Source organism: Bradyrhizobium sp. SZCCHNR1002 (assembly GCF_032381435.1).
GTDB lineage: Bacteria > Pseudomonadota > Alphaproteobacteria > Rhizobiales > Xanthobacteraceae > Bradyrhizobium > Bradyrhizobium aeschynomenes.
In genome coordinates this window covers 1,001,797-1,027,902 of record NZ_JAUHIS010000001.1, presented here as the reverse complement: position 1 = coordinate 1,027,902, position 26,106 = coordinate 1,001,797, and the positions used below count along the sequence as shown (strand labels likewise).

The following is a 26,106-nucleotide window of genomic DNA, read 5'->3' as shown; positions in this document are numbered from 1 at the left end:
CGGCTTTGCGGGCGCCGACCGCAGCGCGTGCGTCACTGCGCGGTCGAGCCGCCCAGCACGATCTTCTCATTGAGCTTGAAATCGACGGTCTGCACCGTCTGGTCGATCTCGGCGCTGGGCATGCCGATCTGCTGCGCGATCAGCTTCACCAGCAGGTCGACGCGCTCGATGAAGGGGGCACCGGCGGCGACCGCGCGCGCCGCGGAGGACGGCTTGAGCAGGCTCTCGGCGGCCTTGGCGTATTTCTCGAACGGCACCTGGTCGCTCGGATCGGCGCCGAGCTTGCGCGCGATCGCGTCGACATGCTCGTAGATCGACTTCGACAGAGCGAGATTGCCATGCACGGCATCGCGGATCGCCTGCGGCTCGCCGCGCGTGATGCAGCGGTAGTTGCCGGTCAGCAGCATCGACCATTTCGCCAGCGGCACGAACAGCGAGTCGAACACCTTGAGCTTCACCGGCACGTCCTGGCCATCGAGCCTGACGGCATCGATGTCGCGCTCCAGCTCGCGCAGCAGTGCGTTGTGCTTCTCGTCCTCGAAGGCGGCAGCCTTGAAGTTCGTCGGCAGGCCGACATGCAGCACGTTGGCGCCTTCCTCCGGCGGACGGAACGCCTGCGGATCCGGCGAGCACAGTGTCACCAGACCAGGGGTGAAGCGCTCCCAGACCTGGGCGTTGGTGTAAGCCTCTTCGAGATCGCTGTCGGCCAGCGCCGGGATGCGCTTGAGGTAGGGGAGCGGCGGCATGTTCATGATCGAGAGGCACGGCAGCTTGGCCTCGGCGATCTTGACCATCAGCACGCGGATGGTGTGGTTGGTGTATTGCGGCTCCTGCATCGCCAGGCCGACGAGGTCATAGCGCGACAGGTCGACACTGTCGGGCGTGGCGGCGTCGAGCTTGCCGGGCAGATCGCGCGAGAAGATGGAACGGTGAGCCGGCTCGTCGCGCAGCTTGATGCGGACTTCCGTGCCTTCGCGGTTGATCAGCTCGGCGGTCTTCTTGCGGCAGACCAGCGTCACGTTGTGGCCGGCCATCAGCAGCTTGGTGCCGAGGAGGGAGCCATAGGAGGCTCCGAGAATCAGGATATTGCGTGCCATGCCTTGGTCTCCCCAGAGATTGGCTTGAGATTGTGCGTTTGCTTTTCTTATTGGTGATCCAGCCGCACCGAGAAGGCCGTCAGACGCCCCGGAGGGGCGGACGGAGGCGGTAACCCATTGCCTCGATTGCTGGCATACCAGAGCTTTCATCCCATGGAATGAGCCGTCTGGCAAGGTGCGGCGCGGCAGTGCGGCATCCGGCGCGGGTGGCCGTATGGGGCGCCTCAGCTCAGCGCCATGTAGCGCCCGGGCTTGTGGTTGATGGCGATGATGACATTGACGATCACGATGCCCAGGACCGACAGGGCCAGCCGGTCGACCGGAATCACGAAGAACGCGACGATCATGATGAGCGCATCCACCGCGAGCTGGAAGTAGCCGGCACGGATCTTCCAGTGCTCCTGCAGATAGAGCGCGAGGATGTTGATGCCGCCGAGCCCGGTGCGATGGCGGAACAGCATCAAGAGGCCGGTCCCGGTCAGGCCGGCGCCGATCACGGTCGCGTAGAGCGGGTCGATATGGCTGATGTCGACCCAAATCGTCGTCAGCCGCGAGAATACCGCAACCAGGGCGACGGCCACGAAGGTGCGGATCGTGAACGGCCAGCCCATGCGCCGGATCGCCAGCGCATAGAACGGCAGGTTGATCAGGAAGAAGCTGACCCCGAAACCGTAGCCGCTGACGTAGCTCAGCAGCAGCGACAGCCCGGCGGTGCTGCCGACCAGCAGCAATGTCTTGCTATAGATGAGCATGCCGAGCGACACGAACAGCGTGCCCAAGGTCAGCGCCATCGCGTCTTCGTAAAGCTTGTGACGCTCCTGCACCACCGCCTCGGTCACGCCGGTCATCTCGACGCTCGCCGCCTCAGAGCGACTTGAACAGGCCGGCGACCCGCGCGACGTCGGCGAGCTTGAGGCCTGCGATGTTGATGCGGCCGGAGGTCGGCATGTACACGCCGTGCTTCTCGCGCAAGGTCATCACCTCCGCCGGCGTCACCGGCAGCAGCGAGAACATGCCCTCCTGGACGCCGATGGCGACGGTGTTGGACCAGCGGCCGCCGAGCGCCTCGGCGAAGGCGTGGCGCAGCGCCGCCAGTCGCTGGCGCATCGTCTCGAGCTCGCTGCTCCAGTCGGCGTACAGCTCCGGCGTGCCGAGGATCGTCTTCACGATCGCCGAACCATGGTCGGGCGGCATGGAATAGCTGGTCCGGGCGAGCGCGACGAGATTGGACCGTGCCGTCTCGGCCGTGGCCTGCGCGGCGGCGACGGCGTACAGCGCGCCGGTCCGCTCGCGGTAGAGGCCGAAGGACTTCGAGCAGGACACCGCGAGCAGCGCCTCGGGGACGGCCGCGATCATTCCGCGCAGCCCGGCGGCGTCGCCGTCGAGACCGGCACCGAAGCCCTGATAGGCCGAGTCGATCAGCGGCACGAGACCACGGGTCGCGATCACGTCCGTGATGCGGGCCCAGTCCTGCGCGGCCAGCGGGGCGCCGGTGGGGTTGTGGCAGGAGGCGTGGATGAGGACGGCATCGCCGGGCGCCGCGCGCCGCAGCGCCTCCAGCATGCGATCGAGCTGAAGGGTCTGCGAGGCGACATCGAAATAGGGGTAGGTCTCGATCGCAAGGCCTGCGGCTTCGAAGATCCCGGCGTGGTTGGGCCAGCTCGGCAGGCCGAGCCAGATCTTGCCGGTGCCGGCCTGCCGGATCAGGTCGGCGGCGAGCCGCAGCGCGCCGGAGCCGCCGGGGGTCTGCACGCCGGCGGCGTGCACCGGTGAGGCCTTGCCGCCGACCATCGTCCACAGCAGGTCCAGGAAGGCCTGGTCGCCTTCCGGCGCCACATAGGCCTTGCTGCTCTGGCTCTCCCATATCAATCGCTCGGCAGCCTTCACCGCGCCGAAGATCGGCGAGTTGCCGGCCTCGTCGCGATAGACGCCGACGCCGAGATCGACCTTGTCGGCGCGCGGATCGGCCTTGAAGATGCCGATCAAAGCGAGCAGGGGATCATCGGGCTGGCGGGTCAGACGTTCGAACATTGGAGGCAATCCTATTCCGAGTGGGGCGCGCCAGCCGACCATGGGCCGTTGTCGCGACGCCGGGACACTATCTCGGTTGCGTTGCAAAAACAGCGGACATTTCGGCGGTGCTCCGCCTCGTTTCGTGCATGGACGGTCGTGGCGCAAGCCCGTCGCAATGCACAACAACGCGCTGGGCGACCAGCGTCAGCCGTGGTCACCTGCGTCAGACCTGGGCGCGAGGTCTGGTTCTGAAGGCTCGATGTCGGCCTTGCCGGCCCGCTTGGCGGTGAGCTGGGAGCGAACCTTGCCATCGACTTTTCGTCCGGTCGCACGCTGCCACTTCCGAAGCTCGGCCGCGGTCAGGATGACTTTCACGACCCGCTCGTTCGGGTGGCTCCCGATTGTATCGATGACCTCCTGAGCGCTGGCCTGCCATTCCTCTTAGGTGTCGTGCAGATCCGGGCAGATCCGCTTGATCTCGTCCCACTCTTCGGGCCTGAAGCAAGCCAGCGCAATCTCCAGAATTGTCTCCATGTCTGTCATGCTCGCCTGTTCCTGTGGATTGGATACTTCAAGCCCGAAGCTCTGACTTTTCCCGGCGCGTCAGATCCGCGGCTTTGGCGCGGGTTCGCGGTCGGCGTCGCCGGAATTCGGTTCGCCCTTGGGTTCGATCAGGAGCACCTTGACTTCCTTTGCCGCGCGCGGACGGTGAACGACGCCCTTGGGAACGACGAACAACTCGCCAGCCTTCACCGTCCGCGAGGGCTCCCCCTGGATGTCCATCTCCATCTCGCCTTCGAGAACGAGAAAGAAGTCATCCGTCGTGTCATGCTTGTGGAACGGGAATTCGCCGATGAATTTCACGACCATCACGTCATTGTCGTTGTAGTCCGCGACCACGTGCGGGTCCCAATGGCTCGCGAACTGGCTCAGCTTGTCGGCGAGGTTCACGGTCTTCATGCGAGGTCTCCTGCTGCGATCAACGAGATATGTTGGCCACGCTTGCCAGCAAGGCCGGCCAACGCGACGTCGGCTGCAGTGCGGGGGGAGCGCGATCTCAGACGCCGCTCGGACGATCGAGCTGCTTGAGCCAGCCGCCAATGTCGCGCGCCGCGACATTGGCCTGCTCGAGCAGCTTGCCCATGGTGAAGAAGCCGTGGAATTGACCCGGATGCGTCCGGTGCGTCACGGGCACGCCGGCTTCGCGCAGGCGGCGCGCATAGTCGTCGCCTTCGTCGCGAAGTGGATCGGCGCCCGCCGTCAGCACATAGGCGGGCGGCAGGCCGGCCAGCGTCTCCGCCTTGGCCGGCGAGGCGCGCCAGTCGTGAATGTCGGCCGCGCTATTGAGATAGTGATCACGAAACCAGCGGATCACCGAATGCGTCAGCAGCACGCTGGTCTCGGGCTCGCTGTGCGAGGGATGGCTCATCGCAAAGTCGGTGGCCGGATAGATCAGCACCTGGCCGGACAGCTTGGGCCCTTTGCCGTCACGTGCCGACAGCGCGACGACCGCGGCGAGGTTGCCGCCCGCGGAGTCGCCGCCGACGCTGAGCCTCGAGGCGTCGATGCCGAGCGAGGCCGCGTTATCAGCCACCCATCGTGTCGCCGCGAGGCAGTCGTCGACCGCAGCCGGGAACTTGTGCTCCGGTGCGAGGCGGTAGTCGATCGAGATCACGATCAGCTCGCCTTCATGGGCCAGCGCACGGCAGGCCACATCGTGGGAGTCCAGATTGCCGATCACCCAGCCGCCGCCGTGGAAGAACACCAGCCCTGGTGCAAGGCCATTGGTCTGGCGCACCGTCTTGGGCCGATAGAGCCGTGCCGGGATCGCGCCGTGCGGGGCAGGGATGGCGAGCTCCCGGACGTCCGCAAGCTCGGGCGGCTCAGGATTGCTCACGACGCGCGCAGCCAGATAGTAGTCTCGCGCCTCCTGTGGGGTCAGCGACTCATAAGCGGGCCTGCCGGCCTCCTGGAACGCCTTGTAGACGGCAGCGGCATCGGCATCGAGCTGAACGGGCATGGGCAACGGACCTCGAGTTGAGCAAGCGGGTGAGGTGAGGGGGGTGTCAGGCGGCAGTGCGGCCGCCATCGACGGTGTAGGCAGCGCCGGAGACGTAGCTCGCATCGTCGGAGGCGAGGAAGGCGACGATCGCCGCGACCTCCGCGCCCTGGCCGAGCCGTCGTGCCGGGACGCGGTCCACGACCTTCTCGATCGGAACGGCAGCGCCGCTGCGGCCTTCGATGATCGCGCTGAGCATGCGGCTGTCGATCAGGCCGGGGCAGACGCAGTTCACGCGGACATTGGTGCCGGTGCATTCCCACGCCGCGCTCTTGGTCAGTCCGATCACCGCGTGCTTGCTGGCGCTGTAGACCGCGATCTGCGGCGAGCCGATCAGGCCGGCGATCGAGGCGGTGTTGATGATCGAGCCGCGGTTCTGCTTCAGCATCACAGGCAGCACATGCTTGAGACCGAGGAACACGCCGACCACGTTGACGTCGAGCACGCGGCGGAATGTCTCGAGCGGATAGTCGGTGATCGACCTGATCTCGCCTTCGATGCCGGCATTGTTGAAGAACACGTCGATGGTCCCGAAGCGCTCGCAGGCGCTGCGCACATACGCTGCCACCTCGGCCTCGTCGGTGACATCTGCGGCAATGGCCATCGCCTCGGCGCTCGCGGGCAGATCGCCGATGGCGGCCTTCAGATCCTGCTCGCGGCGGTCGACTGCGACGATGCGGGCGCCGCGCGCCGCCAGCCGTTGCAGGGTCGCCGTGCCGATCACGCCGGCCGCGCCGGTGACGACGGCCACCCGGCCGTCGAGACGAATCGAATCAGGCATGTGCTTCCTTCCCTTGGCCCCGGCTTGCAGCGCCTGCGGCCTTGTTGCGTGTTGGTTTCACGCTATCTTCTGATCATGCAACTATCTCATTGGATGAACCAGATGACCACCTCGCGGTGCGCTGGTAAGTCGCCCTTCCCCCGCCGTATTCGGCATGTTAACGGGAGGGCTGATCGAGAGCGGCGGATGGGTCATGACGCGATTTGATTGTCCCGAACCCCGATTCGCCTGATAAAGCCGCGCGAGATGCACCGAACAATCGTCCTGACCGGTATTGCGGCGTTCCTGGCCGCCACATCCCTCGCGCTGGCCGTGCCCGCACGCGCGCAGATCGGTACTATTTTCTCCGATCCCGTGCCTCGCCCGCCGGGCAACATTCCGCGGCGCGGGGAACCGATCCCGCCGCCGGAGGAAGAGGAGGAGATCCCCGAACTGCCGCAGGGCCGCGTGCTGCCGGCGCCGACTCGCCCGCCGCCGGGGCAGGGCGCCGCCCTTCCGGGCCCGGTTCAGTCGCAGCCGCTGGCGCCGCCGCCTGGAATGACCGTCCTGCCGCAGAACAATCCGCCCGTCGCGGCCGCGCCGCCCGGCCAGCCCGGTCAGCGGCCTGCGCCGCCCCGTGGCGCGCCCCAGAACGCGGCGATCCCGCCGAACGGCGCGGTGCCGCAGACGCCGGCGACCATTCAGCCGGGGGACGAGGTCGTGACCGAGCCGCCCGCGCAGAAGATCGTGAACAAGAAGGCGAGCTTCTCCGGATTGGACAAGATCACCGGCCGCATCATCAACTTCGATGAGGAAGTCGGTGAGACCGTGCAGTTTGGCGCGCTCCGGGTGAAGACCGACGCCTGCTACACGCGCCCGGCGACCGAGGCTGCAAACACGGACGCCTTCGTAGAGGTGGATGAGATCACCCTGCAGGGCGAGGTGAAGCGGATCTTCTCGGGCTGGATGTTTGCGGCCAGCCCCGGTCTGCACGGCGTCGAGCACCCGATCTACGACATCTGGCTGGTCGACTGCAAAGAGCCGCAGACCACCGTGGTCAGTGCCGCGCCGGATCAGAAGCCTGCTGCGCCGCAGCCTGCCCAGAAGCGGCCGCCGCAGCAGAAGCAGGCGGCGCCGCGTCCGCCGGGACCGCCGCCGCAGTACCAGACCCAGCAGGTGCCGCCGCCACCTCCGCCGCCCCAGGCGGGTGGACCGTTCGGCGGCGTGTTCCGATAGCGGCCTCAGCCGCGCCCGGCGATGATCGCGAGCGCATCGGTTCCCGTGAGCGGCCGGTCGACGGGGAGCCGGAGGAAGTTGGCGGCTGGCCCCTGCAAGGCCTTTTCGAGCAGGACGGTGTAGCGTCGGCGCGGGATCTCGACCGCGCCGAACGTCTTGAGGTGCTCGGTGACATATTGGGTATCGAGCAGCTCGAAGCCGCCTGCGATCAGGCGTGCCACCAGGTGCACCAGCGCCACCTTCGACGCATCTCGGGCGCGGTGGAACATGCTCTCGCCGAAGAACGCGCGGCCGAGGCTGACGCCGTAGAGGCCGCCCACCAGCTCGCCGTCCTGCCAGCATTCGACGCTATGGCAATGGCCGAGCGCATACAGGCCGCTGTAGAGCTCGCGGATGCGCCGGTTGATCCAGGTGTCCTCGCGCCCTGGCTGCGGCTCGGCGCAGCCATCCATGACGGCCTTGAAGGCCTGGTTCACGGTCACGGTGAAGGCATCCGAGCGGACCGTGCGGGCGAGCCGTGACGCGACGCGGAAGCCGTTGAGCGGGATGACGCCGCGCAACTCCGGCTCGACCCAGAACAAGGTCGGGTCGTCGGCGCTTTCGGCCATCGGGAAGATGCCGCAGGCATAGGCACGCAGCAGGACCTCGGGCGTGATCTCGGACGCTGCGGAGTCGCGCGAATTCATCCCTTCAGTCTAGCAGGATGTCGAAGCCGGCGCGATGGTCCGTTGGCCGCAGCCGGCATTCCTGCCGTGGGGTCAGCCCATCGCGGCGGCGGCCGGCTTCGGCGCATCCTTGGTCAAGCGGAAGCGCACGACGATCTTGGTGCCGTGATGGCTCGGATCGGGCTCCACCGTCGCATCCAGCTTGGTCGCCATGGCGCTGACGATGCGCTGGCCCATGCCGGTCGAACGCGGGTCGCTGGTGGCGTTGAGGCCGACGCCATTGTCGGCGATCGACAGCACGATGTCGTCGCCGGCGAGCTTCAGCTCGACGTGAATCGGGCCAGGCCCGTCGGGATAGGCGTATTTGACGGCGTTCATCACCAGCTCGTTGACGACGATGCCGATCGCGACCGCGCGGTCCGGATCGATCTCGACCGGCTCCGCCTTCAGGGTGAGCCGCGACATCCGGTTGCCCTCGGCCGACCGGCGCAGATCGTCGAGCAGGGAGTCCAGGTACTGGTTCAGCAGCACGCTCTTGAGATCCTGCGACGTGTAGAGCCGGCGGTGCACCTGGGCCACCGCGGCGACGCGGCCCATGGCGTTGGTGAGGGCGGCCTTGACGTCGTCCTGCGTGCTCGAATTGGCCTGCAGATGCAGCAGCGAGGCGATGATCTGCAGCGAGTTGCCGACGCGATGGTTGACCTCGCGCAGCAGAACTTCGCGCTCGGCCGCCAAAGCGGCGTAGCGGTCGCGCGAGGCCCGCACTTCGGCTTCCGCCTCGTCACGCGCCTTCTGCAGCCGGGCCTGGCGCAGCGCGCCTTCGGCCGCGACCTGCAGCAGCGGGATGAACTCGCCCTGGACGTCCTTGACGAGATAGTCGGCTGCGCCGGCCTTCAGGGCCGTCACCGCGATCTTGGAATCCTGGGAGGCGGTGACGAACACCACCGGCGGCGCATCGGGCAGCGCCATGATGCGCTCCAGCGTCTCCAGCCCGTCGAGCCCCGGCATGTACTGGTCGAGCGCGACCACGTCGATGCCGCCTAGCGCGATGCGCTGCAGCCCGGCGCTGCCGTCCGGCGCATGCTCCACGGTGAAGCCGAGCCGCTTGAGCCCGCGCTCGACCAGCCGCGCCAGCGCCGCGTCGTCGTCGATGTAGAGCAGCGTGGGGGCGGCTGAGCTCATGCGGCGGGTGGAACCTGGATGACGGAGAAGAACAGGCCGAGCTGGCGAATGGCGTTGGCGAAGCTCTCGTAGTTGACCGGCTTGGTGATGTAGACGTTGCAGCCAAGCTCGTAGCAGCGCTTGATCTCCTGGCTGTCGTCCGTCGTGGTCAGGATGACGACGGGCGCGCTCTTCAGGAAGCTGTTCTGCTTGACCATCTTGAGGATGTCGATGCCGGTCATGTCCGGCAGGTTCAGGTCGAGCAGGATCAGCAATGCGTGCCCCTTGTGATCGAGGCCGGTGCCGTCAGCACCCAGCAGATACTTCACCGCATCTGTACCGTTGGTGAACGGCTTGATCTCGTTGTTGACGCCGGAGCGGCGGATGTTGCGCTCGATCAGGCGGGCGTGGCCTTCGTCATCCTCGATCATGATGATCGTCACGGGCATGGTCATCGGTCTGAGTTCCGGTTTGAGACGTTCCAGTTGATCGGGAGCGTGATGGTGAACGTGCTGCCCTGGTCGAGCTCCGACGCGACCGACATGGTCCCACCGAGCCGGCGCACGAGCGCGCGCACATGCGCCAATCCGATCCCCTGACCCGGACGGTCCTGGGTCCCGGCGCGGCGGAACAGATCAAAGATACGTTGGTGATCGCGGGGATCAATCCCCCGGCCGTTATCCGTGACCTCGAAGATCGCGAAACCCAGCTTGGTTCGGGCCCGGATGGCGATGTCGCCGGGAACGCCGGGCTTCATGTACTTGATGGCGTTGTCGATGAGATTTGAGAAGATCTGCTCCAGCGCGAGGCGGTCGCTGACGATGGCGGGCAGGGGCTCGACGCGGATGGTGGTCTGCGCCTCGTCGGCCTGATGAGCAAGGGTCGAGACGATCTGCTCGATCAGCTCGCTTGTGTCGATGCGCACGGGGACGAATTCACGGCGGCCTTCGCGGGTCAGGTTGAGGATCGCGGTGATCAGGCGGTCCATCTTGGCGATCGACGATTTGATGAAGCCGAGCGCCTCGGAGAAATCGTCCGACAGTTGCTTGTCGGCGCCCTCGAGCTCCGGCTCGGCGCCTTCAGCCGGCGGAGGCGATGCCGAGACGGCCCGCGCCAGCGTCGCGATGCGCCGGAAGATGTCGTTGCGCAACTCGTCGAGCTCGCTGGTGAAGCCCATGATGTTGACCAGCGGCGAGCGCAGGTCGTGGCTTACGATGTAGGCGAAGCGCTGGATCTCCTCGTTGGCCTCGCGCAGATCGGCGGTGCGCTCGTCGACGGTGGCCTCCAGATTGAGGTTGCTCTCGCGCAGCTGCGCCTCGGCGTCGTCGCGGGCGCGGGTCGAGCGGCGCACCAGCAGCACCGAGATGACGGCGAGCACGACGACCAGCGCCGACCCGGCGATCGTCACGATCGCCGCCAATTGCTGGCTCGCGTCCGCATTGGCGGTCCGCTGTGCCAGCAACCGCTCCTCCTCGCTGCGCATCGCCTCGGCTGTCCTGCGCATTTGGTTGCTGCTGTGGGTCGAGCCCGCGTCGCGCACCAGCGCGACGGCGCCGGCGAGGTCGCCCGAGGCGACGAGGGCCTTCTCACGATCGAACTGCGCCAGCCGGGTCTCGATGACCCGGCGCAGGCGGCCGAGATTCTCCACCTGCGTCTGGTTGTCGGCCACCAGTGTGGTCAGCTTGTCGAGCACGGGCCCGATCGCCGCGACCGCGGCCTCGTGATCCCCGCGGAACTCCTGCCCCTGGGTGAGCACATAGGCGCGCACCGCACTCTCGGCGCGCCGCACTTCCAGCAGCAGCGCATTGATCTGGTTCTCGGCCTCGATGGTATGCACCACCCAGCCGCTGTCGCTCCTGGCCTTGTTGACCAGCAGCACGGAGGCCGTGCTGACCACGACCAGCACCAGAAATCCCGCCGACAACAGCAGGACCTGACCCAGCGTGCGCCTTCGTCTCGCCTCAGGCGCCACCGCATACTCGCATGTCGTTGAAAATCACTGCCCCCTGGCGGAATTGCTCCGACCGAGCAGAACGCAGAGCCGGCCGGAAGGTTCCGGCTCGGCGGCCACTTTTCGAAACGGTGGCTCAGTCGGTCTTCTGACCCGCCAGATACTGCTCGAGCCAGTGGATGTGGTAGTCGCCATCGATGATGGCGGGCTCGCGCACCAGCGCGCGGAACAGCGGCAGCGTGGTCTCGATCCCGTCGACCACCATTTCGTCCAGCGCGCGCCGCAGCCGCATCAGGCACTCGACCCGGCTCTTGCCGTGGACGATCAACTTGCCGACCAGCGAGTCGTAGTATGGCGGGATGACGTAGCCCTGGTACACGGCGGAGTCGATACGGACGCCGAGGCCGCCGGGCGGGTGGTATTGCTGGATCTTGCCGGGCGAGGGGCGGAAGCTGACCGGGTTCTCGGCGTTGACGCGGCACTCGATCGAGTGGCCGTTGATGACGACCTGGTCCTGGGTCATCGGCAGGTCGCCCCCGGCAGCGATCCGGATCTGCTCCAGCACGAGGTCGATCCCGGTGATCATCTCGGTCACGGGATGCTCGACCTGGATGCGGGTGTTCATTTCGATGAAATAGAACTCGCCGTCCTCGTAGAGGAATTCGATGGTGCCGACGCCGATATATTTCAGCTCCTGCATCGCCTTGGCGACGGTGTTGCCGATTTTCGCACGCGCGGCCGCATCGAGCACGGGCGAGGGGCCTTCCTCCCAGACCTTCTGGTGGCGGCGCTGCAACGAGCAGTCGCGCTCGCCGAGATGGATGGCGCCGCCGCGGCCGTCGCCGAGCACCTGGATCTCGATGTGGCGCGGCTTCTGCAGGTACTTTTCGAGATAGACCGAGGCGTCGCCGAACGCCGACTTGGCCTCGTTGGCCGCGGTGGTCAGCGCCAGCTGCAGGTCGGCCTCGGTGTGCGCCACCTTCATGCCGCGGCCGCCACCGCCGGCTGCGGCCTTGACCAGCACCGGGAAGCCGATCCCCTTGGCGATCGCCATCGCGTCCTGGTCCGGGGTGACGGCGCCGTCGGAGCCCGGAACGACGGGAATGCCGAGCCGCTTCGCGGTCTTCTTGGCCTCGATCTTGTCGCCCATCAGGCGGATGTGCTCCGCCTTCGGCCCGATGAAATGCAGATTGTGGTCGGCGAGGATCTCGGCGAAGCGCGCGTTCTCCGACAGGAAGCCGTAGCCCGGATGCACCGCGTCGGCGCCGGTGATCTCGCAGGCGGCGAGCAGCGCGGGAATGTTGAGGTAGCTGTCCTTCGACGGCGGCGGCCCGATGCACACGCTCTCATCCGCAAGGCGGACATGCATGGCATCCGCGTCGGCGGTGGAGTGCACCGCGACGGTGGAGATGCCGAGCTCCTTGCAGGCCCTGAGGATGCGGAGGGCGATTTCGCCGCGGTTGGCGATGAGGATTTTGTCGAACATGGCGTCCTACGAAGCGAATGGCGAATAGCGAATGACGAGTAGGGAGCAGCACCTTTCGCTACTCGCCATTCGCGCCCTTACTCGATGATCACCAACGGCTCGCCGAACTCGACCGGCTGGCCGTCCTCGACCAGGATCTGCGTCACCGTGCCGGCGCGCGGCGACGGAATCTGGTTCATCGTCTTCATGGCTTCGATGATCATCAAGGTCTGGCCGACCGAGACCTTGGAGCCGACTTCGACGAACGGCTTCGCGCCGGGTTCCGGCGCCCAATAGGCGGTGCCGACCATCGGCGACGGCACGACGCCGGGATGCTTCGAGAGGTCGGCGCCGGCGGCGGCCGCCGTGGCCGCGGCGACCACCGGAACGGCCGCAGCTGCCGCCGAGATCGCGGACGGCACGGCGGCGGCGACCGTCACGTTGCGGGCGACGCGGATACGCAGGCCGGCCCGCTCGAGCTCGATCTCGGTCAGGCTGGTTTCATCCAGCAGCGCGGCCAACTCGCGGATGAGCTGGCTGTCTTCGGACTTGGCCGTGGTCTTGTCGTCGGGCTGGGGCGCCATGATCGTGATCCAGAAACGTTGTGTGACGTGGGGCGAAGGACGTCAGGCTTGCGCCATGATGTCGGTCTTCGGGGCGGACTTGGCGCCAATCTTTGCAGCGAGGCCAGTGATCGCGAGTCGGTAGCCGTCGATTCCAAAGCCGGAAATTGACGCAAACGCGGCCTTGGCCGTGAAAGAGTGGTGCCGGGAACGCTCGCGAGCGTGACTGTTGCCGATGTGCACCTCGATCGTGGGGATCTTCACCCCCATGAGCGCGTCGAAAAGCGCAGCCGAGGTGCCAGAGTGTGCGCCGGTATTCAGAACAATGCCTGCCACCCCCTTGGCCCGGGCTTCGTGGAGCGACTCCACCAGCACCGCGGCATGATCGGACTGGCGGCACTCAGCCGTCAGCCCGAACCGGGCAGCCGTTTCGATGGACAGACGCTCCACATGGGCCAGCGTGACGCGGCCGTCAATCTCCGGCTCGCAGGTGCCCAGCACGTCGAGGGTGGGTCCGTTGAGGACGTAGATCATCTTGTTCGCGTCTTCGGCCATTCCCATCCCGGCGGTGTGGCGGCAGTGGGCGGCGTTATAGGTAACAAAGCCGCCAAGGGGAAGCCTTTCGGCGCCGCCTGTGGGGATGGGGCGGCTTGCCCGTCACACGAAAAAAACCTGCCAAGTGCCCGAAATCGCTCGTTAACCACGCCCGGCTGCCCGGTGCACGCCTGGCGTGTGATCAGTCAGCATAAAGGGGTGGGCATTGCTGCCCACCCCTTTTCTCCACCACCTGCCTGGTCGGGGATCAGGTGTCGAGAACGGCCACGATCTCGTAGGAATGAGGATCGATGACGATGATCTGCTCACGAACCAGGATGAAGTCATATCCGCGCCATTGCGGGTAGATCGTCACGACCTCGGTCGGGAGCGGGTGGAAGCGAACGTCGCGCGGCACCCGGGTGCCGATCGAGATGTTGAAGTTGACGTTGGTCACCGGCTCGACGCGCTGGCTGCGGATCACGCTCGTGATCTTGGTGCGCTGCTCGGTCGAGAGCTTGGCGCCGGCGCCGGCCTGTCCGGTGGTGGTCTGCGAGCGATCGCCGCCGGTCTTGGTCTCCGCGTTGGTGCTGGTGCCGGTCTTGCTGTCGCGGCCCTCGGCCTTCATGTTGTTGTCGCGGCCTTCGCGACCTTCGGCCTTCATGTTCTTGGTGCCGCTCTTGTCATTCTCGGAGCTCATGCTCTTCGAATTCGGGCCCTTCATGCCGTCCTCGGCGCGCTGGCCCTTCGTCTCGGCACCCGATTTCTGACCCGACTGGCTCGAGCGCATGTCGGACGAGCCGCCGGCCGACGGCGAGGCGCTGTCGCGATTCATCGCCGCGCCGCCGGGCGCGTTCATGCCACCGCTCGAGGCTCCGCCAGAAGCGCCGCCGGTCGCACCGCCCTGCATCGCAGCGCCGCCGGACTGGCCTCCCGCGCCGCCTGCACCGCCCGCGCCCTGCGCATGAGCAAAGCCTGCACCCGCCAGTAGCGCGATTGCAGCAACTGATACCATCAAGCGATTAGTCATCCTCGATCCTCCTCTGTCGTGGCACTGCCCGCGCCGACAACGGCAGGACGTTGGAGTCGTTCCGCGTGCGCCCGATGGTTCCGAAAAAATGTCACCGGTCGCGACGAAATGAACGAACGCTCAGGCTGATGAACGCCGGATGACCAAACCGGATAGTTAGTGGCGCTCGCGGGCGTAGCGAACGAGCGCCAGAAATCGATAGAGGCCGTGCACGAACTTGCCATAAGGCAGGGTGACGAACAGCGCGAACACCGCACCAAGATGCAGCGCCAGCAGCACGCCCATTGCGCTGCTCTCGCGCAGCAGGAGAAGCGCGAGACCGGTTGCGCCGGTGAGCCCGAGCATGGCGAGGAATGCGACGTCCATGCTGCGGCTGCCCTCATCCATCATCGCAGGCTCCCGCTTGCGTTTCGCGGCATAAAGACCCAGCGGCCCGATCACGATGCCGATCCCGCCGAGCGTACCGAGGACGACCGGCAGATCCCATAGCGGGTAGGGCGCCTCTCGTTGCAGCAGATAGTGATAGAGCGTGGCGACGCTGGTCGATGCGAAGCACAGCAGGAAGCCCCAGAAGGTCAGGTGGTGATAGAAGCGCCTGTCATCCTTCGGCCGCTCGTCCTCATTGTAGCAGCCGACGCCGCCGCCATCGAGGTAGCGCAGGCTCGCGGCATCGCGAATCGCGCATAGCAACGGGCGTGGCTCTGCCAACACCGACGCCGGTTCTCCCATGTCGTGCCAGAACGCCCGCGCGCCCTGGATCAAGGCGACGATCGCCCACAGGAAGGCGGCGCCGAACAGCGCGGCCATCGTGGTGTGCGGCATCAGCGCGTAGAACGAGCCTGGACCATGCCGGCTCGCAAGCAGGGCACTGGGGTCGTTGAACGCGACGAAGCCGATGATGAAAAGGGCGATGCTGACGACGGTGATCAGGGACACCGCGAGGCCGTTGCGCCGGAACAGCGGCGCCAGCGCGCGCGGCCAGGCGTAATCGGCGTAGCTCTCGTGCCGCACACGCGCCAGAACGGAGGGGACGCGAACATCGAATTCGTGTGGCGGCGAGAATTGGCAATCGACATAGCAAGCCCCGCAGGAATGGCACAGATTGGCCAAGTAGTTGAGATCACCGCCGGAGAAGGAGCGCCGCAACTCCATCGCCGGAAACACCGCGCACAGGCCCTCGCAATAGCGGCAGGAGTTGCAGATCGTCATCAGGCGATCCGCCTCGGTCAACGCCTCACTGCGCTGCATGTCTTGCTGCTCCGCGGCCTGCAATACGTCCGAACACACTGCCGATGGTCATGCCGATGCCGGCGGCATAACCGCGGCCGAGCACGTTGCCGGCCATGATCTCGCCAGCGGCATACATGTTCTGAGCCGAGCCTCCGGCTTTCATCATCATCCTGGCGTCGTGGTCGACCCGGACGCCGAGATAGGTGAAGGTGATGCCGGGACGCACGGGATAAGCATAGTACGGACCGGTATCGATGCGCCGTGCCCAATGCGATTTCGGCGGCGTCAGGTTCTCGGTGCGGCAATCGTCGAGGATGTCGGGATTGAAGCTGCCGTCGCGCACCGCTGCGTTGAACGCGGCGACCGTGGCTGACAGTCCGTCGGGATCGAGGCCGAGCTTGCCGGCAAGTTCGGCGATGCTGGCGGCCTCGATCGCGGGATAGAGCGACGGCATGAACAGATTGGCGGATTTGGCGTCGAAGACGATGTAGGCGATCTGGTCCGGTTGAGCCGCGACCAGGCGTCCCCAGATGGCATAGCGCTTCGGCCAGACGTCCTCGCCCTCGTCGTAGAAGCGCATCGCGTGCTTGTTGACGACGATGCCGAACACGACGCAGTCCAGCCGGGTGATGATGCCGCCGTCATATTTCGGCGCCCGCGCGTCGATCGCCACCGCGTGACACTGGGTCGGGTCGCCGATGCTGTCCACGCCGGCGCCGAGCAGCATGTCCAGAACGGTGCCGCGGTTGTTCGGCGTGCCGCGGATCAGAAAGTTGCGCGCGATCTCGCCCCAGCCTTCCACCAGTCTGTCGATGTTGGATTCGAAACCGCCGGCTGCAGCCACCAGCGCCTTGCCGCGGATGCGCCTCCTGCCGTCGCGCTGCCGGATGATGGCGGCGCGGAAACGATCGGAGTCGATGTCGAGCCCCACCACCTCGGCCTCGTACAGCACGTCGACGCCGAGGCGCGCGGCGGTCAGATAGAGCGCATTGAGCATGGCCCGGCCGCCACCGAGGAAGAACGAGTTGGTACGGCCCAGGCTCAGCGTGCCGCCGAGCGAGGGCTGGAAACGCACGCCTTGCTCGACGATCCAGTCGAGCATTTCCTTGGACTCGCGGATCATCATGCGCGCGAGCTGCTCGTTGGTCTGGCCTTCGGTGACGCGCAGGAGATCGTCCCAGAACTCGTCCTCGGTGTAGGGGCCGCTCAACGTTGCCGTCGCCGTGTCGTGGGCACAGCGCATGTTGCGCGTGTGCCGCGTATTGCCGCCGCGATAGAACTTCGAGGCCGCTTCCAGCACGAGCACCGAGGCGCCGGCGTGCCGGGCCGCGATGGCCGCGCACAGCGCCGCATTGCCGCCGCCCGCGACGACGACGTCGTAAGCCACGGGATGCTCGGGAATATCGTTCTCAGCCGTCATGACTCCTCGTTCCCGACGCAGGGCTGATCGGGCGGCCGGCCCCTCCTGCTGTGCACGCTCGCTGTTCGGCTGCGACGCCCGTAGAGACCGCCGGAACGTCGTGCGCCGAGAGAATGACGAGCTCAGGTTCGTATACTATTGTATACAAAAATATGCAACAGCCGCTGTTGTTCAAAGCGAGGGTGTGAGACAGTGCGGTCATGTCCATCGAAACGCGCACGTTCACGATTGATCGCGACAACGTCTCGCTCGGCGAGGCGGTGTTCCGTGCGCTGTGCCAGGCCTTGGAGAATGGCGTCTATCGCGCGGGCGACCGGCTGCGTGAGGACGAGGTCGCCCAGCGGCTGAACGTCAGCCGGACGCCGGTCCGGGAGGCCTTCGGCAGGCTGATGGCGAAGGGCTGGGTGCAGCCGGCCGGCGGCCGCGGCTTGATCGTGCGCAGCCTCGACCAGAACGACATCCTCGAACTCTACGCGATGCGGGAGATCCTCGAAGGCGCGGCGGCACGACTCGCGGCGCAATATGCCGCGCCGGCCGAGATCGCGGCGCTGCGCGACATCCATGCGCGCTTTGCGAGCGGAGAGGACGCGGCCGAGTTGGCGCGGCTGAATCGTCTCATGCACGGGGCGATCCAGCGTGCCGCACGCAATCGCTATCTCGATTCCGCGCTGGCCGACATGCACGTCGCGATCTCGCTGCTCGGCACCACGACTTTCGCGGCAGAGGGACGCCCCGGCGCGGCGGCCACGGAGCATGCCGAGCTGATCGAGGCCATCGCAGCCCGCGATCCCGACCGCGCCGAGAAGATTGCGCGGGACCACATCCGCGAGGCGCTGCGGACGAGGCTGAGCATGAAGCTTTCTCCATAGAAGCGTGCGCGTCGCGCCGTTCAAAAGCGAAAGGCCGGCTGATCCAGCCGGCCTTTCGTCCTCGATCGCACAATCGCTTCGCTCAGCAGCTCGCCTTGCCGCAACGCGCGGTGCTGATCTTTTCGCGCAGGCCCTCGACGCCGACGGCGCCGATCACGACCTGCTTGCCGATCACGTAGCTCGGGGTGCCGTTCATGCCCATCTCCTCGGCGAGCTTGAAGTTCTCCTCGATCGTCGCCTTGGCCTCCGGGCTTGCCATGTCCTTCTCGACGCGGGCCATGTCGAGCCCGATCTCCTTGGCAACGGCGAGCGCGTGAGCCTTGTCGGCCTGACCGCGGCCCCCCAGAAGCTTCTGGTGGAAGTCGAGATATTTCTGCGGCGCCTGCATGCGCACGGCGACGGCGACCTGGGCCGCCTCGACCGAGCCCTGGCTCAGCACCGGAAATTCCTTGAGCACGACCTTCAGCTTCGGGTCGCTCTTCATCAGCTCCATCATGTCGAGCATCGCGCGCTTGCAGTAACCGCAATTGTAATCGAAGAACTCGACAAAGGTGACGTCGCCATCCTTGTTGCCGACGACGACGCCCCGCGGCGAGTTGAAGATCATCTCGGCGTTCTTGGCGATGCCGGCTGCGTGTTTGGCCGCCTCGGCTGCCGTCTGGCGCTTCTGCAGCTCGGCCATCGCCTCCTCGAGCACCTCGGGATGCGAGATGAGATAGTTCCTGACGATGGTCTCGATCTCGCTCCGCTGGCTGTCGGAGATGCTCTCTGCCGTCGCAACCTGCGGCAGGGCGCAGAGCGAGAGCGCAAGCAACGCCGCGGGAATGAGCGTGCGGAATGACGACATGAAGGAGGTCCTTTTGGTCAAAATGATCGGGTCCTTGGCGAGGGCTGGGGTGGTATCTCAGTATTCCGGCGTCGATGTTAGCAGCAATCTCTTCGTTCTACTGGCTCGAAAGTGGCTTTGATGCGACGATGTCGTCGGCCTTGACCCATCCCGGCGATCCCACGGCAAAGCGCGTCTTGGCGCGCGATGCGAGCTCGCGCGCGGTCTTGTTGTCGCCACGCAGGAAAGCCGCCTGGGCCGAGGCCAGATCGGCCTCCGCATAGTCGCCCTTGCGGCCATAGGCCATCGCGAGCTGGGAGTAGCCGAGCGGCGCCTCGGATTCGCGCGCGACCGCCGCGCGCAGGATCGAGATCGCCTCCTCAGTGTAGGCCTTGTTCTCGGACGCCACCAAGGCTTGGCCAAGTAACATGTTGATGAGCGGTGCGTTATTGGAGAGCTGCGCCGCCTTGCGCAGCGGCGCGATCGCCTCCGCCGGGCGGCCGCCTTCGAGCAGGGCCTGACCGCGGACCTCGTAGAAATAAGGATTGCTGGGCTGCACCTGGATCAGGGCGTCGATCTGGCCCAGCGCGCTGCGCAGGTCGCCGTGGAGATAGGTCGAGATCGCCCGTGCATAGCGCGCCGGAAGGCTGTTGTCGGAGGACGGATAGCGCCGGGCGACGGTGTCCGGCCGCTCCATGAAGGCGGAGATCTTGGCCCGGACCATGTCGTGACGCATTTGCAGCGCGGCATCGTCCTTCTTGTCCCAATAGGGCGACTGCCGCGCCAGCCCCTCCAGCGCCTCGACGCGGTCGGCGGGCATCGGATGGGATTGCAGATAGGGATCGGCGCCGCGGGCCGCGAACAGGCTCTCGTTGGTGAAGCGCTTGAAGGTCTCGTACATGCCTTTGGGCGACTGGCCGGTCGCGCTGAGGAATTTCACGCCGGCCCGATCGGCGTTCTCCTCCTGCTGACGCTGATAGGACAGCAGCGAGCGGCGGATGACCTCACCCGGCGCCGACAGCGTCGCTGCGCCGGCATTGGCCAGCCCGCTATTGCCGCCGCCGCGGGCACCGACCGCGAGCGCGCCGGCGCCGAGAATGGTGGCGATGATCATTTGCGTCTGCGCGGTGGCGAGCTGCTGGCGCAGCTTGGCGAGGTGACCGCCGGCGAGATGGCCGGTCTCGTGGGCGAGCACGCCGATCAATTGGTTCGGATTTTCCGACTGCATGATCGCGCCGTAGTTCACGAAGATGCGGCGGCCGTCGGCGACGAATGCGTTGAACGAGCCATCATTGATGATGACCATCTGGATGTTCTGCTTCTCGAGGCCGGCCGCGCGCAGGATCGGCCGCGTGTACTCACGCAGCAGCACTTCGGTCTCGGTGTCGCGCAGGATCGGCGGTCCCTTGCCCTGCTGCGCCGAAGCGGGCGCGAACGGTGCAAGCGCCACCGCTGCTGCGATGATCGCGGCGAGTCCGCCGGACAATTTCTTGCGAAGCACGATAGGGAGCAACATCAGGCGATCTTTGCAATTGGCGTGAGGCTCGATACGGGCTATTGCCCACCAAACGGCGGAATGCGGCTCATCTGCGGCGAACAAAGTCCCGAATGAGACCCATCGAGGGTCCGGCCGGTTCAGGGAGCGGGTCCGAACAGCCGGGGTGCATAGCAGATCTTGATGGTGGATGCGACAGTGATACCGACATTGGAACAGCGGATCGCCAGCCTCACGGCGCCGTCCGCGCGCAGCAATGTTCCGCCGTTCATGGTGATGGACGTGATGGCTGCGGCCGAGCGCATCGAGGCAGAGGGCGGCCACGTGATCCACATGGAGGTCGGCCAGCCCGCCGCGCCGGCCCCGCGGGCCGCGATCGCGGCCGCGCATGCTGCGCTCGATCGGGCGCGCATCGACTATACGTCCGCGCTCGGGCTCTCGTCGCTGCGACAACGAATCGCGCGTCATTATCGCGAGACGCACGCTTGCGAGATCGATCCGTCGCGCATCGTGATCACGACGGGATCTTCGGCCGGCTTCATCCTGGCGTTCCTCGCGATGTTCGAGCCGGGTGATCGCGTCGCCGTCACGGTGCCGGGATATCCGCCATATCGCCACATCCTGACCGCGCTCGGCTGCGAGCCGGTGCTGATCGAGACCACCGCCGAGAACCGCCATGCACTGACCGGCGAGGCGCTGCTCGCGGCCCATCGTAAGACGCCGCTGAAGGGCGTGCTGGTGGCGAGCCCCGCCAATCCGACGGGGACGATGATGTCGCGCGAGGCGCTGGGCGGCGTCATTGCGGCCGCGCGCGAGGCCGGCATTCGCTTCATCTCCGACGAGATTTATCACGGCCTCGACTATGCCTTTCCCGCGGTCACCGCGGCCGAGCTGTCGGCGGACGCCCTGATCATCAACTCGTTCTCGAAATACTTCTGCATGACCGGCTGGCGCATCGGCTGGATGGTGGTGCCGGATGCCCTGGTCCGCCCGATCGAGCGTCTCCAGCAGAATCTGGCGATCTCCGTGCCGACCCTGTCGCAGATCGCCGCGGAAGCAGCCTTCGATGGCCGCGCCGAGATGGAATCGATCAAGCACGGCTATCAGGAGAATCGCCGCATCCTGATCGAGGGTTTTCCGAAGGCGGGCCTGACCAGGTTCCTGCCGGCCGATGGTGCCTTCTACCTTTATGCCGACGTCTCCGACTTCACCTCCGACAGCTTCGAGTTCGCCAAGCGCATGCTGCAGGAAACCCACGTCGCGTCGACGCCCGGCGTCGACTTCGACCCGATCCACGGCCGCAGCTTCGTGCGCTTTTCCTATGCACGCTCGGCCGACGACATGCGCGAGGCGGTGGCCCGGATCGCGCGCTGGCTCGGTTAGATCATGATGCGTTTCGGCGGAAACGCATCATGATCTTATCTCTTTGTTTGAGCATGATCTTTTCGGAAAACCGGTTTCCACTTTTCCGGATCACGCTCTACGGCAGGGATCGCTACGTCAAGGAAGTGCTCCCGATCGTGTTCGGCACGAGCTTGTGCGAGAGCGTGTTGCCACAGCGGATGGAGAAGCTGGAGCGGCTCGGTCCATGCCGGGTGTTGGCCTGGTCGTCCCGACCGGGCTACGACGAGCGCCAGCGGCATCACTGGGCCGGCTTTGTCCCACTGACGGCCACCTTGCCGGTTGTCATCCGGCGCAGATGCCGCGTGCGTGATCGCATTCTCGATCCGTCTGACGTCGAGCCCGCGGTCGCGAGCGGCTGAGCCGACGTCGGCACGCCCGATCCCACACGCCAGCCCGACAAAAACGCCCGGCCATCTGGCCGGGCGTTTTGCGTCGGAAGGGTTCCACCGGTGGGCGGCGCTGGAGCCGTTGGCGATTACTGCCCGCCGAAGCGGCGTGACCACCAGCCCGCTCGGCGCGGAGCCGACGGTGTCGTCGAATCCGCCGGTTCGGTTGCGACCGGCTCAGGTGCCGCGCTGTCAGCCGCCGGCGCGGTCGGACTGCTCTCGGCAACGTTTACGGCCGAAACCGCGTTGTCCGGCTTGGGCTCGGTGGCGAAGCTGACCTTTTCGCGGACCGTGGAGCGGCGCGGGGCCTTTTCGGTCTCAGACTTGGGCGTCTCAGACTTGGGCGCCTCGGTCTCCTGCACCTGAACGTCGGCGGCAGGGGGCTGTGACGCAGCCGTTACGGCGGGGACGGTCGCCTGATCGACCTCGGCAGCGGCTGTGGCCAACTCCGACGTGGCCTGCTCTGCCGGCTCGTCGTGATGGGACACGCCGTTGCCGTCGAAATCGGCAACGGCGGCTTCCGCCTCCGAAGCCTGGGGCGGGGCCAGCTCATCGCCGATCGATGCCGCGAGACCATCATCTGCACCACCACGCCGACGGCGGCCGCCGCGGCGGCCGCGGCGGCGGGGCCGCCGCTCGCCGCCGGCCTGATCGGATGCCTCGCCCTGTGCGAAAGCAGGCTGTTCGTCAGCCTCATCGTCTTCCGCCTCGCCGTCCTCGGCCGGCTGATCGGCGGCGAGGGCGGGCTCGGCAGACGGTGATTCGGAAGCGCCTTCGGGCAGCGTGCCCTCGCGGGCCTCGCTGCCGCGGCCGCGCCGGCGCCGGCGCCGCTTGCGGCGGGTGCCTTCGCGCTCGCCGTCACCCGCAGCGCCATCCTGCCCATCTTCGGACAGGCCTTCGGTCTCCTCGGTCTCGACTTCGGACTCCGTCTCGATGTCGAACGGCTCCTCCTCGTCGTAGACGTCCTCGGCCACGAGGGAGGGGGCGGACGCTTGCGCCACGAGCAGCGCCTTGGCGGCCTCGAGCGTATGAACCTGCTCGCCCCGATCGATGATGAACGATTGCTGGCCGCTGACATTCGGATCGGCAATGACGGCGAGCGAGACCTTGAAGCCGTTCTCGAGGTCGCGCAGATGGCCGCGCTTGTGGTTGAGCACGTAGAGCGCCACCTCCGTGCGGGTGCGGACCACCAGATTGTGGGTCGCGCCCTTCATCAGCGTCTCTTCGAGGCTGCGCAGCAGCTGCAGCGCCACCGATGACACCGACCGCACATGTCCCGTTCCGCCGCAATGCGCGCATGGCTCGGTCGAGCTCTCCAGCACGCTGGCACGGATGCGCTGGCGCGACATCTCCAGCAGGCCGAAATGCGAGATGCGGCCAACCTGGATGCGCGCGCGATCCTGCCGCAGGCAGTCCGACAGCTTGCGTTCGACGGAGCGGTTGTTGCGCTTCTCGTCCATGTCGATGAAGTCGATGACGATCAGTCCGGCGAGATCGCGCAGCCGGAGCTGGCGCGCCACTTCCTCGGCGGCCTCCATGTTGGTCTTGAGGGCGGTGTCCTCGATGTGATGCTCGCGCGTGGCGCGGCCGGAGTTCACGTCGATCGAGACCAGCGCCTCGGTCTGGTTGAGCACGATATAGCCGCCCGAGCGCAGCTGAACGGTCGGCGAGAACATCGCGTCGAGCTGGCTCTCCACGCCCATCCGCGAGAACAGCGGCTGACCGTCACGATACTGCTTCACCGCCCGGACATTGGTCGGCATCAGCATCTTCATGAAGTCGTGCGCCTCGCGATAGCCGGCTTCGCCGGCCACCAGGATCTCGTCGATCTCCTTGTTGTAGAGGTCGCGCAGCGAGCGCTTGATCAGCGAGCCTTCCTCGTAGACCAGGGTCGGCGCCTGCGACTTCAAGGTCATGTCGCGGACGGTTTCCCACAGCCGCAGCAGATATTCGAAGTCGCGCTTGATCTCGGGCTTGGTACGGTTGGCGCCGGCGGTGCGCAGGATCACGCCCATGCCCTCGGGCACGTCGAGGTCCTGCACCACCTCCTTCAGGCGCGAGCGATCCTGCGCCGAGGTGATCTTGCGGCTGATGCCGCCACCGCGGGCGGTGTTGGGCATCAGCACGGCGTAGCGGCCGGCCAGCGACAGGTAGGTCGTCAGCGCTGCGCCCTTGTTGCCGCGCTCCTCCTTCACGACCTGCACCAGCATCACCTGGCGGCGCTTGATGACCTCCTGGATCTTGTACTGGCGGCGCGGACGGAAGGTGCGCTCCGGCACCTCCTCGAGCACGTCGTCACCGCCCACGGATTCGACGACCTCTTCCTCGATGTCGTCGCCGTCCTCGTCGTCATCCTCGTGGTCGCCGGCAACGGCCTCTGCATCATTGTCGTCGCCCGGGACGATCGTGACGCCATTGCCTTCATGCTCGGCGACCGGCGCGATGTCGGCGACGTCATCGTCGTGCTCGTGCCCATCGTGATCATGCTCATGCTCGTCATGATCATGCTCATCGCGGTCGTGGGTCTCGTGGTCATGCTGGTCGTCGTGATGCTCGTCCGCTGCGGCGGCACTGGCCGCCTCGACCGCGGCGGCGTCGCCGGCCGCAGCCTGCTGCTCTGCAGCCGCGCTGTGCTCGGCCTGGTCGCGGGTCGCGACGGCATCATGATGCGCGTCGGCATCGCCGCGCGGCTCCGTCGCCGGGCTCTGCTCAGTCTGGTCCGCGCCCTCGTGGCCGGAGGTCTCGACCGCAGCCTCGGAAAAGCCCGGGGCCTCGGCGTGATCGGCATGCGGCTGATCGGAATGATCGTCGTGCGCGTAGGCGTGCTGCGCGTAGGTGTCGTGTTCGTGAGTGTCCTGTTCGTGCGTGTCGTGTTCGTGCGTGTCGTGCCCGGCCTCATGGTCTTCGGCCGGGGCGGGATGACCCGCCTCGGCAGCCTCGACGATCTCGCTCTGCACGCGCTCGCCGCTGCCGCGGCGCCGGGAGCTGCGGTGACGGTTGCGTCGGCGGTTGGAGCGGTTCTCGCTCTCTTCCTCGGCTTCGCGGTGCGCGCGCTCCTCGGCCTCGATCAGCGCCTGCCGGTCGGCGACGGGGATCTGATAGTAGTCGGGATGGATTTCGCTGAAGGCCAGGAAGCCGTGGCGATTGCCGCCGTACTCGACAAAGGCGGCCTGCAGCGAAGGCTCAACGCGGGTGACCTTGGCCAGGTAGATGTTGCCCCGCAGTTGCTTGCGTTGGGCCGTCTCGAAATCAAATTCCTCGACGCGGTTGCCGCGGACGACAACGACCCGGGTCTCTTCCGGGTGGGTAGCATCGATCAACATCTTGTTGGGCATATTTGAACTCTTGGAGGCGACGGACGCGATTGGCCGCGAGCGCGTGGCGCGCTGTCGGACGACGCGACGGTCCACCTGATTCGGGGGTGAGGGGAAGGCCTAAACGCAGCTGGTCGCGCCGCGCCAACCGTGAGGCCGGCGGGGTGATCTGCCGGGCGGGGGTCGGGCCCCGCATCGGCGCGGATCGTCCGCTGGTCATGGTTGGCAACTCAGTCTGGCGCATCAAGCGTCGGCCCGTCTGGAATATGTGGGCGGCAGCGGGTGCCGCCTTGCTCTTTGCCGAAAGCCAGATCGCGCCGAGACGCTTGCCCTGGATCAACACCCATTCCGTTAGGAATGTGGTATCAGGCTACGCCGTGTCTGACCTTGGCCATATCTGACCTCGTGCCCGGATGGTCTCGGCCAGACGACGCCTGTGACGGCGCTACTCGGCTCGTGACCAGCTCTCCGTCGCAGCCGCGCGGGGGCGCGCAGGCTTCATGGAGCGTCGGAAAGGCGCAGGAATCTCCGCAACGATCGACGAACCAAGAGGAACCCGATCACGAAGCTTCCGGCGTTTCACCGGGAGGTTGAACGCGACACAACCGGCAGTAAGGAATAGCCTTCA

The 26,106-nt window shown here is 66.4% G+C and carries 24 protein-coding genes; 4 read left to right on the top strand and 20 right to left on the bottom strand.

The features are described from left to right. Window positions 1-32 precede the first annotated feature (32 nt). From QX108_RS04525 to QX108_RS04495, 7 genes are all read right to left on the bottom strand, one after another. A complete protein-coding gene (locus tag QX108_RS04525) occupies window positions 33-1,097 on the bottom strand; it encodes a ketopantoate reductase family protein (protein ID WP_315720327.1) in 1,065 nt (354 codons plus the stop codon). A 224-nt stretch (window positions 1,098-1,321) separates the two neighbouring features. Beyond that, window positions 1,322-1,945, bottom strand: a complete 624-nt coding sequence (locus QX108_RS04520; protein WP_315720326.1) for a YitT family protein — start codon at window positions 1,943-1,945, stop codon at window positions 1,322-1,324. A 16-nt stretch (window positions 1,946-1,961) separates the two neighbouring features. Next, window positions 1,962-3,128 (bottom strand): amino acid aminotransferase, encoded by a 1,167-nt coding sequence (locus tag QX108_RS04515; RefSeq protein WP_315778544.1) that lies wholly within the window; start codon window positions 3,126-3,128, stop codon window positions 1,962-1,964. A 186-nt stretch (window positions 3,129-3,314) separates the two neighbouring features. Beyond that, a complete protein-coding gene (locus QX108_RS04510; RefSeq protein ID WP_315720324.1) occupies window positions 3,315-3,485 on the bottom strand; it encodes a hypothetical protein in 171 nt (56 codons plus the stop codon). Window positions 3,486-3,713: 228 nt separating this feature from the next. Beyond that, complete coding sequence (locus tag QX108_RS04505; protein WP_172109449.1) at window positions 3,714-4,070, bottom strand: cupin domain-containing protein; 357 nt, start codon at window positions 4,068-4,070, stop codon at window positions 3,714-3,716. Window positions 4,071-4,167: 97 nt separating this feature from the next. Further along, a complete protein-coding gene (locus QX108_RS04500; protein ID WP_315778545.1) occupies window positions 4,168-5,130 on the bottom strand; it encodes an alpha/beta hydrolase in 963 nt (320 codons plus the stop codon). 46 nt (window positions 5,131-5,176) lie between these two features. Further along, the gene (locus QX108_RS04495) at window positions 5,177-5,950 is read right to left on the bottom strand and encodes an SDR family oxidoreductase (RefSeq protein ID WP_315778546.1); all 774 of its coding nucleotides are present in this window, start codon (window positions 5,948-5,950) and stop codon (window positions 5,177-5,179) included. Window positions 5,951-6,196: 246 nt separating this feature from the next. Here QX108_RS04495 and QX108_RS04490 point away from each other — a divergent pair, with 246 nt between their 5' ends. After that, complete coding sequence (locus QX108_RS04490; RefSeq protein WP_315778547.1) at window positions 6,197-7,165, top strand: DUF2155 domain-containing protein; 969 nt, start codon at window positions 6,197-6,199, stop codon at window positions 7,163-7,165. Between the two features lie 5 nt (window positions 7,166-7,170). On the opposite strand, the gene aat is transcribed toward QX108_RS04490, so the two are convergent. The 10 genes from aat to tcuA all read right to left on the bottom strand — a co-directional run bounded on the left by aat (window position 7,171) and on the right by tcuA (window position 17,184). Continuing rightward, a complete protein-coding gene (gene aat, locus QX108_RS04485; protein ID WP_315778548.1) occupies window positions 7,171-7,851 on the bottom strand; it encodes a leucyl/phenylalanyl-tRNA--protein transferase in 681 nt (226 codons plus the stop codon). Window positions 7,852-7,923: 72 nt separating this feature from the next. Beyond that, window positions 7,924-9,012, bottom strand: coding sequence for a sensor histidine kinase (locus QX108_RS04480; RefSeq protein WP_315778549.1), 1,089 nt, complete (start codon window positions 9,010-9,012; stop codon window positions 7,924-7,926). Beyond that, on the bottom strand, window positions 9,009-9,446 hold the full coding sequence (locus QX108_RS04475) for a response regulator (RefSeq protein WP_172109443.1): 438 nt from the start codon (window positions 9,444-9,446) through the stop codon (window positions 9,009-9,011). The genes QX108_RS04480 and QX108_RS04475 overlap by 4 nt, the downstream gene beginning before the upstream one ends. After that, complete coding sequence (locus QX108_RS04470) at window positions 9,443-10,963, bottom strand: sensor histidine kinase (protein WP_315720319.1); 1,521 nt, start codon at window positions 10,961-10,963, stop codon at window positions 9,443-9,445. Before QX108_RS04470 ends, QX108_RS04475 begins: the two co-directional genes overlap by 4 nt. A 115-nt stretch (window positions 10,964-11,078) precedes the next feature. Then, a complete protein-coding gene (gene accC / locus QX108_RS04465) occupies window positions 11,079-12,428 on the bottom strand; it encodes an acetyl-CoA carboxylase biotin carboxylase subunit (RefSeq protein ID WP_315778550.1) in 1,350 nt (449 codons plus the stop codon). A 77-nt stretch (window positions 12,429-12,505) separates the two neighbouring features. Beyond that, the gene (gene accB, locus QX108_RS04460; protein WP_315720317.1) at window positions 12,506-12,991 is read right to left on the bottom strand and encodes an acetyl-CoA carboxylase biotin carboxyl carrier protein; all 486 of its coding nucleotides are present in this window, start codon (window positions 12,989-12,991) and stop codon (window positions 12,506-12,508) included. Between the two features lie 42 nt (window positions 12,992-13,033). Continuing rightward, the gene (locus QX108_RS04455; RefSeq protein ID WP_315720316.1) at window positions 13,034-13,525 is read right to left on the bottom strand and encodes a type II 3-dehydroquinate dehydratase; all 492 of its coding nucleotides are present in this window, start codon (window positions 13,523-13,525) and stop codon (window positions 13,034-13,036) included. A 247-nt stretch (window positions 13,526-13,772) separates the two neighbouring features. Next, window positions 13,773-14,534, bottom strand: a complete 762-nt coding sequence (locus tag QX108_RS04450) for a DUF1236 domain-containing protein (protein ID WP_315720315.1) — start codon at window positions 14,532-14,534, stop codon at window positions 13,773-13,775. Between the two features lie 156 nt (window positions 14,535-14,690). Then, the gene (gene tcuB / locus QX108_RS04445) at window positions 14,691-15,782 is read right to left on the bottom strand and encodes a tricarballylate utilization 4Fe-4S protein TcuB (protein WP_315778551.1); all 1,092 of its coding nucleotides are present in this window, start codon (window positions 15,780-15,782) and stop codon (window positions 14,691-14,693) included. After that, the gene (gene tcuA / locus QX108_RS04440; RefSeq protein WP_315778552.1) at window positions 15,769-17,184 is read right to left on the bottom strand and encodes an FAD-dependent tricarballylate dehydrogenase TcuA; all 1,416 of its coding nucleotides are present in this window, start codon (window positions 17,182-17,184) and stop codon (window positions 15,769-15,771) included. The genes tcuB and tcuA overlap by 14 nt, the downstream gene beginning before the upstream one ends. Before the next feature lie 200 nt (window positions 17,185-17,384). Between tcuA and QX108_RS04435 the strand changes: the two genes are divergently transcribed. Next, window positions 17,385-18,053: a GntR family transcriptional regulator gene (locus QX108_RS04435; RefSeq protein ID WP_315778554.1), complete on the top strand. Its 669-nt coding sequence runs from the start codon at window positions 17,385-17,387 to the stop codon at window positions 18,051-18,053. Window positions 18,054-18,135: 82 nt separating this feature from the next. Here the strand turns inward: QX108_RS04435 and QX108_RS04430 are convergent, their stop codons facing one another. After that, window positions 18,136-18,900 (bottom strand): DsbA family protein, encoded by a 765-nt coding sequence (locus QX108_RS04430; RefSeq protein WP_315778556.1) that lies wholly within the window; start codon window positions 18,898-18,900, stop codon window positions 18,136-18,138. A 97-nt stretch (window positions 18,901-18,997) separates the two neighbouring features. Then, the gene (locus QX108_RS04425; protein ID WP_315720310.1) at window positions 18,998-20,395 is read right to left on the bottom strand and encodes a M48 family metalloprotease; all 1,398 of its coding nucleotides are present in this window, start codon (window positions 20,393-20,395) and stop codon (window positions 18,998-19,000) included. Between the two features lie 162 nt (window positions 20,396-20,557). On the opposite strand from QX108_RS04425, the gene QX108_RS04420 reads away from it, so the two are divergent. Both QX108_RS04420 and QX108_RS04415 read left to right on the top strand, forming a co-directional pair. Next, a complete protein-coding gene (locus tag QX108_RS04420) occupies window positions 20,558-21,757 on the top strand; it encodes a pyridoxal phosphate-dependent aminotransferase (RefSeq protein ID WP_315720309.1) in 1,200 nt (399 codons plus the stop codon). 53 nt (window positions 21,758-21,810) lie between these two features. Next, the gene (locus QX108_RS04415; RefSeq protein ID WP_315799387.1) at window positions 21,811-22,137 is read left to right on the top strand and encodes a hypothetical protein; all 327 of its coding nucleotides are present in this window, start codon (window positions 21,811-21,813) and stop codon (window positions 22,135-22,137) included. Between the two features lie 116 nt (window positions 22,138-22,253). Here QX108_RS04415 and QX108_RS04410 read toward each other — a convergent pair whose 3' ends face one another. Beyond that, the gene (locus QX108_RS04410; RefSeq protein WP_315778560.1) at window positions 22,254-25,499 is read right to left on the bottom strand and encodes an Rne/Rng family ribonuclease; all 3,246 of its coding nucleotides are present in this window, start codon (window positions 25,497-25,499) and stop codon (window positions 22,254-22,256) included. Between the last annotated feature and the right edge of the window lie 607 nt (window positions 25,500-26,106).